A 13,782-nucleotide genomic window follows, 5' to 3' on the forward strand; every position below is an offset into this window, starting at 1 on the left:
CGCGCTCACAGTGTTCACGCGCAACAGTACGGTCCGCGACCGCACTCTGCCGCGCCGTGGACGCGACCCGCCCCGCACTCCCTTATGCTCACCAAAGTGTCGAAGTTGACGACGGCCGCCAAACGCATGCTGGTTGGCCGCCCATTCCGTAGCGATTCCCTGGGGCATACCCTGCTGCCCAAACGAATCGCGCTCCCGGTCTTCGCCTCCGATGCTTTGTCATCGGTGGCATACGCGCCGGAGGAGATCTTCCTGGTGCTGTCCGTGGCCGGGCTCTCCGCCTACGCGTACGCGCCGTGGGTGGGCCTGGCCGTCGCGCTGGTGATGGCGGTGGTGGTTGCCAGCTATCGGCAGAACGTGCACGCCTATCCGTCCGGCGGCGGCGATTACGAGGTCGCCACGGTGAATCTGGGGCCTACCGCGGGCCTGACGGTGGGCAGTGCGCTGCTGGTGGATTATGTGCTCACCGTGGCGGTGTCGATTTCCTCGGCGGCCTCGAATATCGGTTCGGCGGTGCCGTTCGTCTCCACGCACAAGGTGCTGTTCGCGGTGGCGGCGATTGTGATTCTGACCGCCATGAATCTGCGCGGCGTCCGGGAATCCGGATCGCTGTTCGCCATTCCGGTGTACGCCTTCATGATCGGCATGTTCGTCATGCTGATCTGGGGTTTCTTCCGGATCGGCGTGCTGGGTGATCAGGTGCACGCGGAGTCGTACGGATTCGGCCTCAAGGCGGAGGAGGAGCATCTGCTCGGTGTTCCACTGGTGTTCCTGATCGCGCGCGCGTTCTCCTCCGGCTGTGCCGCGCTCACCGGTGTGGAGGCCATCAGCAATGGCGTGCCCGCCTTCCGCAAACCCAAGTCGCGCAATGCCGCGACCACGCTGCTGTTGCTCGGCGGTATCGCGATCACCATGTTCCTGGGCATGATCGTGCTCACGCAGAAGGTGGGCGTGGTCTACGCGCACAGCACCTCCGATCTGATCGGCGCACCGGCCGGATACGAGCAGAAGACCCTGGTCGCGCAGTTGGCGGGCGCGGTGTTCCACGGCTTCCCGGCGGGCTTCTACTTCGTCACCATCGTCACCGCGCTGATCCTGGTGCTGGCGGCCAATACCGCGTTCAACGGTTTCCCGGTGCTGGGCTCGATTCTGGCGCAGGACCGCTTCCTGCCGCGGCAGCTGCACACCCGCGGTGATCGGCTGGCGTTCAGCAACGGCATTATTTTCCTCGCCGGCGCGGCCATCGCGTTCGTGGTGTTCTTCGGCGCCGAGGTGACCAAGCTCATCCAGCTGTACATCGTGGGCGTGTTCGTCTCGTTCGTGCTGAGCCAGACCGGCATGCTGCGGCATTGGACGCGGCTGCTGCGCACCGAGACCGATCCGGCGCAGCGTTCGCGGATGAAGCGTTCGCGGGTGATCAATGCCATCGGCCTCACTCTGACCGCGACCGTGCTGGTGATCGTGCTGGTGACCAAGTTCCTGGCGGGCGCGTGGATCGCCATCGTCACCATGGCCGCCATCTTCGGTTTGATGAAACTCATTCGCCGCCACTACGACACGGTGTCGCGCGAACTCGACGAGACCGAATGGGACGGTGTGCTGCCCAGTCGCACGCACTCGATCGTGCTGGTCTCCAAACTCCATCTGCCCACCAAACGGGCCATCGCGTACGCGCGTGCCACCCGGCCCGACACGATCGAGGCGATCACCGTCAATGTCGATGAACCCGATACCCGCGCGCTGGTACGGGAGTGGGAGCGCAGCGATATCTCGGTGCCGCTCAAGGTGATCGAATCGCCGTACCGCGAGATCACCAAGCCGGTGATGGATTACGTGAAACGGGTGCGCCGGGATTCCCCGCGCGATGTGGTGACCGTGTTCATCCCCGAATACGTGGTCGGCCACTGGTGGGAACAGTTGCTGCACAACCAGAGTGCGCTGCGCCTGAAGGGCCGCCTGCTGTTCGAGCCCGGCGTCATGGTGACCTCGGTGCCGTGGCAGCTCACCTCCTCGGCCAAGGCGCGTGCCGGGCGCGAGGTCAGTGCCCCCGGTTCGGTGCGGCGCGGATACGGAGACGACCTGTGAGCAGTGGCGAGGATTGGCGCGGTGAGGTTTTCGAGGTTCGCCTCGGCCCGCCCGGACACGGCGGATTCTGTGTGGCCCGGCATGAGGGCCGGGTGCTGTTCGTGCGGCACGGGCTGCCGGGTGAGCTGGTGCGCGCCCGGGTGACCGAGGATCGCGGCGGAAGCTTCTGCCGTGCCGACGCCATCGAAATCCTGGAGGCGTCGGACGACCGCATCGACCCGACCTGCCCGGTCTCCGGGCCCGGCGGCGCGGGCTGCTGTGACTTCTCCCATGCGAGCCCGCAGGGTCAGCGCGCCCTGAAGGCGGCCGTGGTAGCCGAGCAGCTGCGCCGACTCGCGAACTGGGAGACCGACTTCGAGGTCGAGGCCATCGCGGCTCCGACCTACGGTGCGGCGGCCCCCGTCTCCGGCGTCGCCACGGCCGGAATGACCGAGGGTGAGCTCGCCCGGATCGGAGCCATGCCCGGTGCATTGGGCGGTGTGCGAGGCATTGCCGCCGGGCGGGTGCGCGAATTCGCCGCCGGTGCCGTGAACGAGATTGTCCCGCAGTCTTATACGGCCGGATGGCGTTCTCGGGTGCGCCTGGTGGTGGATGCGAACGGGCGGGCCGGGGTGCACCGCTATCGCAGTACCGAGGTGATTCCGGATCTGCGCTGTCCGCAGCCGATGGCCGGGGCCGTGGAGGGTATCGCCGATCGCGAGTGGACTCCGGGCGCGGATCTGGTTGTGGCCGTGGATGGTGACGGTATGCGCCACCTGATCGAATTGGCTCCGGTCGAGTCCGAGAAGGGTGATCGCAACGCTCGCGGGGCGAACAGCCGGGGTGAACGCCATCGCGGTGGCCGTCAGGGCGGCGGCCGCGGCAGTGATCGCAGTAGTGCGGCCGCGCGTCGCGCCGCGGCGGCCGGTCCGCGTGCGGAGCGACTGATCGACGGTAGCGGCCGGGCCGTGCAGTATGTCTCCGGTCGTCGCTTCGAGGTCTCGGCCACCGGTTTCTGGCAGCCGCATTACGGTGCCGCGCAATGCTATTCGGATGTGGTGGGGGAGTGGGCCGATGCCGCCCCCGGTGCGCTGGCGTGGGATCTCTACAGCGGTGTCGGCGTCTTCGCCGCCGGACTGGGTGAGCGGGTCGGCGCGACCGGCGCGGTGCACGCCGTCGAGTTCGCGCGCTCGGCCGTCACCGAAGGTAAAGCGTCGCTGCGGGATCTGCCGTGGGTGCAGCTGCGGGCCGAACGCGTCGAGCGCTGGATCGTCGAACAGGCCGATACCGCACCGGATGTGGTGGTCCTGGACCCGCCCCGCGCGGGCGCGGGTAAAGAGGTCATCGCCGCGCTGGGTGAGCGCGGCCCGCGCCGGATCGTCCATATCGGTTGTGATCCAGCGGCTTTCGCCCGCGATCTGGGCCTGTACCGCACCGCCGGTTATCAGCCGTCGGCCCTGCGGGTTTTCGATGCCTTTCCCGGCACCCACCACGTGGAATGCGTCGCGCTGCTGGAGCGCTGACCCGGATCGTATTGCGGCGGAATCTATCTCCGTTTGCCCGTGGGAAGCGGGCCGTGCTGCGCGGCCCGCGGGGTGTCCGCCAAGATAGCCGTCATGACTACGCTGTCCGACCCGACCCTCGCGGCGGTGGTGGAACTGATCTATGGCGATCAGGCCAAGTTCTACTCGCTCGAGGGACTGCTCCTGAGCGTCGACCTCAAACGCCCCGAGTACACGGTCGAGATGTGGGTCAACAGCGACAGCTACTGGGGGCGGCTGGTCACCCCCGTCTACGGCGCGCGGATGGCGGCGCTGGCCGGTAATGCCGACGCCGATCAGGCGCTGCTGAATCTGGTCGAGGTCACCACCCAGAAGTTCCTGCGCGGGGAATCCCCGGAGCGCGGACAACTTCCGCCCTGGCTCACCACCCTGCGCGCGGCCCTGCTGCTGGACGGCTATCAGCTCCGCCTCGAAAAGATCAGCGGCACAGCGGCGGAGGACACCGTCCGCTGTCGCCTCAGACCCACCTCGCGCCTGCCCGTCGCCCTGGCCGAGCAATTGGCCCTGATCGAGACCGAACTCGAATTACGCAGTCAGCAAACCCCTTTGGAGCAGCTCCAACAGGCCACCCGCGCGTGGTCGCGACGTGATTACACCGCCTGCGAGGAATACCTCAGCGCTTCCCTGGACCACCTCACCGCCTACGCGGCGGGCACCCAGGAGCTGGATAGCGCCAAGAACGTTCGTCACCTCATCGACACCGCGCGCCTGTCGGTCCGCGAGGGCACCCGGCTACTGCGGGACCTGCGCCTGCTGACCTCGCCGAACCCCTACCCGCACCGCACCCGCGCCGACGCCACCCGCTTCCGCATCCAGCTCACCGCCATCCGCGCGGCGACCCTGCTGGCGCAGATCGAGTTCTGAGCCTCAGCCCAGCTGCCAGGTCACCTTGATCGAGGCGGAGAGTTCGCTCTCCCCGAGTTCGACGGGAACCGGTGGGGCGCCGCCCATATCGCTCTTGGCGGCGGCGAAGGCTATGCGCGGCATGGGAATCGACGGTCCCGAGATGTCCTCGGTGATCTCCAGTACCGGTCCGAGTCGGCGGCCCGCGCGGCGCGCGTACTGCTCGGCCTTGTCGAGCGCGTGATCCCAGGCGGCGTCGCGGGCCCGGGTGAGCAGCGATTCGGGTTCGCTCACCGTCAGCGACAGGCCACCGAGTCGTACATCGTCGCCACCCGCGTCGACCGCGTGCGCGATCACCGCGGCCGGTCCGCTGTTCGCATCACTTTTCTCCGGTGCGGCGATATCGCGCAGTGTCACAGTCAGCGAGGTGCTCGCCACATAGCCGACGACCTGCTCTCGATTGGCCTCGGTCCATACCGTGTCGGTGCGCACCGACAGCCCGCTGGTCGAGATGTCCCGCCCCGGCACCCCATCCCCGCGCAGCGACTCGATAAGCGCGGCCGAGCGCTCCCCGGCGGCCGCGTACGCGAGCGCGACGGTCTCGGCCCTGGTCTCGACCGACATTGTCACCCGCATGAGATCCGGTGTGCCGGTGGCACTTCCGGAGCCGTAGATCGTAATACTGCCGGTGTCGATTCCGGTGCTGGTCACGGCGGCGTCCTCCTGGTTGGCCGGCAAGGCGATCCCGATGCTACCCACGCCCGCGTTTGCCCCGATCGCGGCGCGCTGGTCACACCCCGCCGTGTGCGGCCAGCGCCCGCACCGCCGCATCGGCCTGGGCGTAGGCGGCGGTGGCCAGGCGTTCCAGCAGCGCCAATTTCACCTCGGGGGCCTGCCGGGTCAGCTCATCGAATTTGTCCGGCGACAGCACCGCCAGGCGGACGGTGTTCTCCGCGTAGATGTCATTGCTGAACCGCACTCCGGTCAGGAGCGAGATCTCACCGAAAGACATTCCGGGGGAGAGCGAGATGAGTCGATGCCGCCTGCCGTCGCGATCCTCGAAACTCACGCGCACGCGCCCGTCGAGAATCAGGAACAATCCGGCGCGCGGGCTGTCGCGTGCCACGATGCGTTCCCCGCGCGCGATGGTCCGTATCTCGAATTCCTTGGCCAGCCGCTGCCTTTCCTCATCGGGCAGATCCGCCAGCGCGGGATGCTGATCGATGCGCAGCGCCGCCGAGGGCGTGCAATCCTCCGGGCGGTATTTGTCGATAATGAGTTGTTCGCACCATTCGGTGGCGCTGTCGCGGTCGGCGAAGACCCGTCCGCGCGGATCGGCCGGATCCAGACTCGACTCCATATGTCCGAGTTTGGCGTCCGGATCCACCAGTGCCACCCGGCATCCGGCGGCGGCGAGTTCGGCTTGCAGATCGCCGAGCATGCGCACGGCGATCTCACTCACATCGGCGACTTCGCGCAGATCCAGCACGAGCGCGTCGAGCGATTCGGCGGCCGAGGCCGCCTCGACCGCGCGCACGGTGGATTCCGCGCCCGCGAACAGCAGATCGCCGTGCAGTTCGAATATCTGTGCGCGCTCACCCCATTCGCGCAGTACCGCGAGTTCATCGGCATCGCGCCGCAGTCGCGAGGGAGCCTCGGCGACGGTGTAGGCGGTGCGGATCGCGGTGTGCGCGGCCCGGGTCACGTGCAGGAAGTGCAGTCCGAGTCGGTGCGACAGCTCCCGGCACGCCTTGACCCCGCGCACGCTGCTGCCGTGCGCGTCCAATCGCGGTGAGTAGACGGCGATACCGATCTGTCCCGGCAGCACAGCCAGAATCCCGCCGCCCACACCGCTTTTGGCGGGCAGTCCGACCGTGGTCACCCAGTCTCCGGCGGCGTCGTACATACCGCAGGTGGTCATGACGCTGAGCACCTGTTCGACCAGTGGCCGCGACAGTGCGCGTTCGTGCGTCAGGGGATTCACGCCGTTGTTGGCCAGGGTCGCCGCCATCATCGCCAGATCACGGCAGGTGACGTCGATGGAGCATTGCCGGAAGTATCGGTCGACCGCTTCATCGGGATCACCGTCGATGATTCCCGCGCCGCGCAGCAGATATCCGATGGCCCTGTTGCGGAATCCGGTGCGGGCCTCGGAGGCGTAGACGGCTTCATTGAGTCGAAGCTCACGCCCGGCGAATCGGCTGTAGCTGCGTTGTATCCGAGCGAACCGGTCGCCCGCGTCAAGGCCGTTCACGAGTGCGGCGGCGGCAATGGCTCCGGCATTGATCATCGGGTTGCGGGGCCGCTGTGTCTTGGGGTCCAGACTGATTTCGTTGAACGGTTCCCCGGTGGGCTCGACATCGATGCGCTGCGCCACGGCGGCGGGTCCGCGATCGGCCAATGCCAGGGCGTAGGTGAAGGGTTTGGAGATCGACTGAATGGTGAAGCAGGTGTCCAGGTCTCCGCTGCCGTATATCTGGCCGTCGGCCGTCGCCAGGCAGATGCCGAATGAATCCGGTTGTACCGCTGCGAGTTCCGGTATGTAGTCGGCGAGCTCACCCGAGGTGTCCGAACTGCACAATTCGTACACTTCATCGATGATTCTCGCCACCACGCCGTGCGACACACGAGCTGGGCCGCCGGTGGCCGATATCGGGGGGACCACGCGGTCACTGTATCCGGGTAATGTGTGTGGAGCCTCACATCTACTGCGGATGTCGCAGGTGGAGTTCAGTTCCTGGCGTTGGGGGCCGGTCGGGTCTCCGTAGACTGTTGCAATCACAGGAGACATCCGGAGGGAGCAATAGCCGTGGGAGTGCTTTCCCGGGTCGACATGCCCGAGGATCTGCGTCGGCTGTCGGTACCGGAGCTGCGCGAATTGGCCGAGGAGATTCGCGAATTCCTGGTGCGGAAGGTCGCCGTCACCGGCGGGCACCTCGGACCGAACCTCGGTGTCGTGGAGCTGACCATCGCGCTGCACCGGATCTTCGATTCGCCGGCAGACCCGATCATCTTCGACACCGGCCATCAGGCCTACGTGCACAAGATCCTCACCGGCCGCAAGGACGGTTTCGACACGCTACGCAAGGGCGGCGGCCTCTCCGGCTATCCGTGCCGGGCCGAGAGCGCGCACGACTGGGTCGAGTCCTCGCACGCCTCGGCCTCCCTGTCCTATGCGGACGGTCTGGCCAAGGCGTTCGCGCTGACCCGGCAGAAGCGCCATGTGGTCGCGGTCGTCGGCGATGGCGCGCTCACCGGCGGTATGTGCTGGGAGGCGTTGAACAATATCGCCGCCGGGCAGGACCGTTCGGTGGTCGTGGTGGTCAATGACAACGGTCGTTCGTACGCGCCGACCATCGGCGGTCTCGCCGAGCGGTTGGCGGGGCTGCGCATGGAGCCCGCCTACGAGCAGGCTCTGGACGCCACCAAGCGCATCGTGCAGTCCATTCCGCGCGTGGGGGATTCGGCCTATTCGATGCTGCACGCGCTCAAGACCGGCATCAAGGACGCGGTCGCTCCGCAGGAGCTGTTCGGCGATCTCGGCCTGAAGTATGTGGGCCCGGTCGACGGACACGACACCGTGGCGCTGGAGGCCGCGCTGCGGCGCGCCAAGGATTTCGGCGGTCCGGTGGTCGTGCACGTGGTCACGCAGAAGGGGCGCGGCTACAAGCCCGCCGAGGACCATGTGGCCGATCAGATGCACGCCATCAACCGCATCGACCCGGAAACGGGTGAACCCGTCGGCGTGTCCTCGGGCACCACCTGGACCTCGGTCTTCTCCAATGAACTGATCGAACAGGCCGAACAGCGCGACGATATCGTCGCCATCACCGCGGCCATGCCGGGGCCGACCGGTCTGTCGCCGTTCGGAAAGCGCTTCCCGGAGCGCATGTTCGACGTCGGCATCGCCGAACAGCACGCCATGACCTCCGCGGCCGGTATGGCCCTGGGCGGTCTGCATCCGGTGGTGGCGATCTACTCCACCTTCCTGAACCGGGCCTTCGACCAGCTGCTCATGGATGTGGCGCTGCTCAAACTCCCGGTGACGCTGGTGCTCGATCGCGCGGGCATCACCGGTGACGACGGCGCGTCGCACAATGGCATGTGGGATTTCTCGGTGCTCGGCATCGTGCCCGGTATTCGCGTGGCAGCCCCGCGCGATGCCGCCACCCTGCGCGAGGAACTGGCGGAGGCGCTGCATATCAGCGACGGCCCGACCGCCATCCGCTTCCCGAAGGGCACTGTCTCGCAGGACATCTCCGCGGTCGAGCGGTTCGATGGTGTCGATGTGCTGCGCCTGCCCGACGGCGAGGATTCCGGGGCGCGTTCCGCCCGCGGTGATGTCCTGCTGGTCGCCGTCGGCGCCTTCGCGGATCTGGCCCTCGAGGTCGCGGATCTGCTGGCGGCCGAGGGTGTTTCGGTATCGGTCATCGATCCGCGCTGGGTGCTCCCGGTCTCGGACAGCGTGGTGAAGCTGGCCGAGAACTACCGCCTGGTGGTGACGCTGGAGGACAGCGGTCTGCACGGCGGTATCGGCAGTACGGTCTCCGCGCGCCTGCGGGCCGCCGGACTCGATGTGGCCACCCGCGATCTCGGTGTGCCGCAGCAGTTCCTGGATCACGCCGCGCGCGCTCAGATCCATCACGATCTGGGTCTGACCCCCGGCGATATCGCGCAGCGGGTGCACGGCTGGCTGGGCAACAGCGCCGAGGCTGATGCGGCGATGTCCGAGGCCGAGGGCGGCAAGGCCATCTCGACCGCGGGGGCGCTCGCGGAGTAATCGGCTCGACAGGGAGGCGGGCGGCATCCGAGGGTGCCGCCCGCCTTTCTTGTTCGCGACTTCGTGTACGCGGCAGCACTTCTCGCGTAGATTCTAGAACCGGTTACAGTTTCCGGTCAGGAGTGGTGCATGCCCGCAGAGGATCCCGCGTTCGTACTCGTCGAGAAGCCGCGCCCGGGCATCGCCCTGGTCACCCTCAACCGCCCCGAGCGGATGAACGCCATGGCCTTCGACGTCATGATCCCGCTGCGTGAAACCCTCGAGGCGGTCGCCGCCGACAATGAGGTGCGCGTGGTCGTCCTCACCGGCGCGGGTCACGGCTTCTGCTCCGGCGCGGACCTCCAGCACGCGGGTCGCGTCCCCGGTGTCGAGGGCCTGACCAAGACCACGGTCGCCCGCCGCTCGATGGAACTGCTCAACAACGTCATGCTGACCATTCGCCGTATGCATCAGCCGGTGATCAGCGCCGTCAACGGCGCGGCCATCGGCGGCGGCTTCTGCCTGGCGGTCGGCACCGATATCCGCATCGCGTCACAGGACGCGTACTTCCGCGCCGCGGGCATCAACAACGGTCTGACCTCCGCCGAACTCGGCATCAGCTATCTACTGCCCCGCGTGGTCGGCACCACCCGCGCCTTCGAGATCATGCTCACCGGTCGCGATGTGGACGCCGCCGAAGCCGAACGCATCGGCATCGTCTCGCGCGTGGTCCCCGCCGACAAACTCCTGGAAGCCGCCTACGACACCGCCGACCAGATCATCCGCTGGAGCCGCGTGGGCACCGAACTCACCAAGCGCATGCTGTGGAGCGGCCTGGAGGCGAGCAGCTTCGAATCCCATATGCAGCACGAGGGCACCGCCCAGCTCTACGTCCGCCTCACCACCGATAACTTCGACGAGGCCATCCGAGCCCGCCGCGACCGCCGCCCACCCGTGTTCGAGGACTGACCAACCCCGTCGCCCCGGTCATCCCGGCATGCTTGAGGCCCGGACCCATCGTCTATCGGCGGCCCACCGGAAGGTGTGGATCCCGGCCAAAAACGCGTCGGGATGACGAGGCCGCTCGCACCCTGGGGTTCGGTGAGCGCGGATCGGCTGGCCCTCGACGAGCTCGGCGGCCGTCACCGCTTTGCCCGCGCGCAGCAGCAGGGCCACCAGCACGGCCCGCCGCTGCGCCCGCACCGACCCGTACCGGCGGGCTCGCTTACGCTTCTTTGTCGTCGGCCGGGTAGAGCGCTTCGACCAGGCGGGGGACGGCGAGCGTGCGCTGCCAGTCGCGTGCGCCGCCCGCTGCCAGGAATTCGTCGATCAGGGCGGGCGCGTCGCCGTTGGTGGCCGTGCGGGGCAGTCCGTCCCAGCACATGCGGCGCAGCAGGTCCGGCGTCAGCAGGTTCTCGATGGGCACCGACACCTCGGTGGAGAGGTCGCTCATGGCCGACCGAGCGGCCTGCAACCGCGCGGCGGCGGCCGGATCGCGCCGCTCCCACCGATTCACCGGTGGCGGCCCGTCGAAAGGCTGGGTCAGCGGCGGCAGTTCACTCTCCGGCAGCGCCCGCGCGCGTTCGACCGCACCGAGCCACTCCCGCGAGTACCGTCGCTGCCGTGGCCCGCCGAAGACCGGCAGCGCCCGCAATTGCGCGATGGACTTGGGCTCGCCGGTGGCGGCCGCCACGATCGCCGAATCCGGGAGAATCCGTGCCGGCGCCACATCGCGCAGCCGAGCCAGCCGGTCCCGGGTGGTCCATAGTTCGCGCACGATGGCGAGCTGCCGAGTCTTGCGCAGGGCGTGAATCCCCGAGGTCCGCCGCCACCGATCCGATTTCGGCGCGGAGGGTTCCGCATTGCGCACATGTTCGAATTCCTGTGCCGCCCAATCGGTCTTGCCCTGTTCCTCGAGTTCGAGTGCGACCGCGTCGCGCAGTTCGAGCAGCAATTCCACATCGAGCGCCGCGTAATTCAGCCATTCGTCGGGCAGTGGCCGAGTGGACCAGTCCGCGGCCCCGTGTCCTTTGCGCAATTCCCGTCCGAGCAGGTTCTCCACCATGGCCGCGAGTCCGACGCGCTCATATCCGGCGAGTCGCCCGCCGAGTTCGGTATCGAACAGTCGCGCCGGGTAGAGCCCGAGTTCGGCGAGTCCCGGCAGATCCTGATCGGCGGAGTGCAGCACCCATTCGAGTCCATTGATCGCCTCCGCGAGCGGCTCCAGGTCGCCGTCCAGCGGAATCGGATCGATCAGGAATGATCCGGCTCCGGCGCGCCGCAACTGAATCAGATAGGCGCGATTGGAGTAGCGGAATCCGGAGGCGCGTTCGGCGTCGACGGCGAGGGGCCCGGTGCCGGCGGCCAAGCGGCGCGCGGCATCGGTGATTTCGGCAGCACTGTCCAATACCGGCGGCACACCCTCCACTGGCGCGAGCAGCGGTACCGCGGCAGTGGCTTCGGGCTCTTCTGGTACGGACATGGTCTTGAACTCTACGGGTAGGACAGTGGCGATCCGCGTCACGTCGGCGAAACAGCACACCTCGACACGGCCCCGGGCTGTGGGGAATCGTAATAGCCCCGAGCTGATTTCGTTGCGGTACAGGTGTTCTCGTTCGGGACTAGTCGGAATCGCCGTCGTCGTGCCGCACATCCAGCCGGGTAACCCCCGCGGGTGGTAATCCGGCGGCGTAGGCGAGAACCTCGCAGAACGCTTCGACGTGCGGCTTCATCTCGGTATCGCCGACCGTCCAGGAGGCCCGCAGTTCGAGTTGATGCGCGCGCGGCGGTCCCGCGATATCGCCGTATCGCACCGAACTGGTCGAGGTGACCGTGCCGCCCAGCGCGGTGAACGGCGCCCGCGACTCGAGTGCGTCGACCAGCCAGCTCCACGCCACCTCGGGCAGCAGCGGGTCGGCGGCGAGCGCGGAGTCGATATCGGCCTGTATATAGGCGACCAATCGGAACACCCCGTGCCAGGCTTCCTGCCCGTCCGGATCGTGCAGCAGGATCAGTCGGCCGAAGGCGTCCCCGTCGGAGTCGACGGGAACCACATTGGTGTCCGGGCGAGTGACCTCCGCGCCCAAGGCGTAGGAGTAGGGAGCCAGGCGCTGCGGCGGGCGGATCGGAGCCAGCTCGATCCGGGGATGCACGGTCGCGGTTCCCATCGCATCGACCGCGGCGCGGAACCCTGTGGGTTCTTCAGGCTCCGGGGTCGGTGCGGTGCCGTCGCGGAAGTCGAGCGGTGTCACGTATGAGGACGGTAGACCTACCGGGCGCGGTGTAGTGAGAGGCGCGCCGCTCGGGGCCTTTACGATGAGCGGTGATGAGCACTCACACCCGCCGCCAGCTGACCGATGCACCCCTCCTAGTCGCCGCCTCCGGTGGCGTCCCGCATCGCCGTCCGGTGTGGTTCATGCGTCAGGCAGGGCGTTCACTGCCGGAGTACCGCGAACTGCGCAAGGGCATCGGCATGCTCGAATCATGCTTCGATCCGGAACTGGTGTGCGAGATCACCATGCAGCCGATCCGCCGCCATGACGTCGATGCGGCAATCCTGTTCTCCGACATCGTGGTTCCGCTGAAGGCCGCGGGCATCGACCTCGATATCGTGCCCGGCGTCGGTCCGGTGGTCGCGAACCCCGTGCGCACCGTCGCCGACGTACGCGCGCTGCCCCGCCTGCGCGCCGAGGAAGTAGGTGCGGTCACCGCCGGAATCGGCCTGCTGCTCGATGCCCTCGGCGAGGTGCCGCTGATCGGTTTCGCGGGCGCCCCCTTCACCCTGGCCTCCTATCTGGTGGAGGGCGGCCCGAGCAAGAATCATGAGCGCACCAAGGCGATGATGCTCGGCGATCCGGAGACCTGGCATCAACTGCTCGGCGTCCTGACCGATATCACCATCGAATTCCTGCAGGCGCAGATCGCCGCCGGAGTGGACGCCGTCCAATTGTTCGACTCCTGGGCCGGAGCCCTGACCCTCGCGCAATACCGTGAATTCGTCTTCCCGCATTCCCAGCGAGTTTTCGCCGAAGTAGCCTCGGCCGGAATCCCGCGCATCCACTTCGGCGTAGGCACCGGAGAACTCCTGGGCGCCATGGGCGAAGCCGGTGCCGACGTGGTAGGCGTCGACTGGCGAATCCCCCTCAATGACGCCGTCCGCCGAGTAGGCCCCGGAAAAACCCTCCAGGGCAACCTCGACCCCGCCGTCCTCTTCGCCGGTACCCCCGCCATCGAATCCGAAATCCACCGCATCGCCCGCGAAGCCGACGAGGCGATAACCCTCGGCGCCAAAGGCCACATCTTCAACCTCGGCCACGGCGTCCTCCCCAACACCGACCCCGACGTAATTACCGAAACGGTAAAACTAATCCACGGCCTCCCCGCCCCTCTCTAAAAGGCTATTCCTTCTGAATAGCTTTATATCACAATGGAATTCGTCTTCCGTGGACTGTTCTATCACGGTAGAATAAAGCTATGAATTCAGGGGAAGCCACCACGCTCGTGAGCAGCGCGACAGCGCTGCTCACGGCGGTGGATGGTCTCCTGGACGCATCC

General features: G+C 67.3%; 10 protein-coding genes. 6 read left to right on the plus strand and 4 right to left on the minus strand.

Features of this window, described 5'->3' with window-relative positions; all coding sequences use genetic code 11:
• Positions 1-96: 96 nt before the first annotated feature.
• The 3 genes from NA10_RS10915 to NA10_RS10925 all read left to right on the plus strand — a co-directional run bounded on the left by NA10_RS10915 (position 97) and on the right by NA10_RS10925 (position 4,490).
• Positions 97-2,085 carry an APC family permease gene (locus NA10_RS10915; RefSeq protein ID WP_067566873.1) on the plus strand — a complete coding sequence of 663 codons (1,989 nt, stop codon included), beginning with the start codon at positions 97-99 and terminating at the stop codon, positions 2,083-2,085.
• On the plus strand, positions 2,082-3,587 hold the full coding sequence (locus NA10_RS10920; RefSeq protein ID WP_218021495.1) for a class I SAM-dependent RNA methyltransferase: 1,506 nt from the start codon (positions 2,082-2,084) through the stop codon (positions 3,585-3,587). Before NA10_RS10915 ends, NA10_RS10920 begins: the two co-directional genes overlap by 4 nt.
• Before the next feature lie 93 nt (positions 3,588-3,680).
• Positions 3,681-4,490 carry a hypothetical protein gene (locus NA10_RS10925; protein ID WP_067566820.1) on the plus strand — a complete coding sequence of 270 codons (810 nt, stop codon included), beginning with the start codon at positions 3,681-3,683 and terminating at the stop codon, positions 4,488-4,490.
• A gap of 3 nt (positions 4,491-4,493) precedes the next feature.
• Here the strand turns inward: NA10_RS10925 and NA10_RS10930 are convergent, their stop codons facing one another.
• Both NA10_RS10930 and glsA read right to left on the minus strand, forming a co-directional pair.
• On the minus strand, positions 4,494-5,180 hold the full coding sequence (locus NA10_RS10930) for an SIMPL domain-containing protein (RefSeq protein ID WP_067566877.1): 687 nt from the start codon (positions 5,178-5,180) through the stop codon (positions 4,494-4,496).
• A 79-nt stretch (positions 5,181-5,259) separates the two neighbouring features.
• Positions 5,260-7,134 carry a glutaminase A gene (gene glsA, locus NA10_RS10935; protein WP_373862358.1) on the minus strand — a complete coding sequence of 625 codons (1,875 nt, stop codon included), beginning with the start codon at positions 7,132-7,134 and terminating at the stop codon, positions 5,260-5,262.
• Positions 7,135-7,284: 150 nt separating this feature from the next.
• On the opposite strand from glsA, the gene dxs reads away from it, so the two are divergent.
• Both dxs and NA10_RS10945 read left to right on the plus strand, forming a co-directional pair.
• Positions 7,285-9,249, plus strand: a complete 1,965-nt coding sequence (dxs, locus tag NA10_RS10940; RefSeq protein WP_373862359.1) for a 1-deoxy-D-xylulose-5-phosphate synthase — start codon at positions 7,285-7,287, stop codon at positions 9,247-9,249.
• Between the two features lie 129 nt (positions 9,250-9,378).
• Positions 9,379-10,197: an enoyl-CoA hydratase gene (locus NA10_RS10945; protein ID WP_067566822.1), complete on the plus strand. Its 819-nt coding sequence runs from the start codon at positions 9,379-9,381 to the stop codon at positions 10,195-10,197.
• A gap of 256 nt (positions 10,198-10,453) precedes the next feature.
• On the opposite strand, the gene NA10_RS10950 is transcribed toward NA10_RS10945, so the two are convergent.
• Positions 10,454-11,710, minus strand: coding sequence for a ribonuclease D (locus NA10_RS10950; RefSeq protein WP_067566824.1), 1,257 nt, complete (start codon positions 11,708-11,710; stop codon positions 10,454-10,456).
• A 139-nt stretch (positions 11,711-11,849) separates the two neighbouring features.
• Complete coding sequence (locus tag NA10_RS10955; protein WP_084514512.1) at positions 11,850-12,479, minus strand: DUF3000 domain-containing protein; 630 nt, start codon at positions 12,477-12,479, stop codon at positions 11,850-11,852.
• Positions 12,480-12,553: 74 nt separating this feature from the next.
• Between NA10_RS10955 and hemE the strand changes: the two genes are divergently transcribed.
• Positions 12,554-13,621 (plus strand): uroporphyrinogen decarboxylase, encoded by a 1,068-nt coding sequence (gene hemE, locus NA10_RS10960; protein WP_067566826.1) that lies wholly within the window; start codon positions 12,554-12,556, stop codon positions 13,619-13,621.
• Positions 13,622-13,782 lie beyond the last annotated feature (161 nt).

Source organism: Nocardia acidivorans NBRC 108247, assembly GCF_001625085.1.
GTDB lineage: Bacteria > Actinomycetota > Actinomycetes > Mycobacteriales > Mycobacteriaceae > Nocardia > Nocardia acidivorans.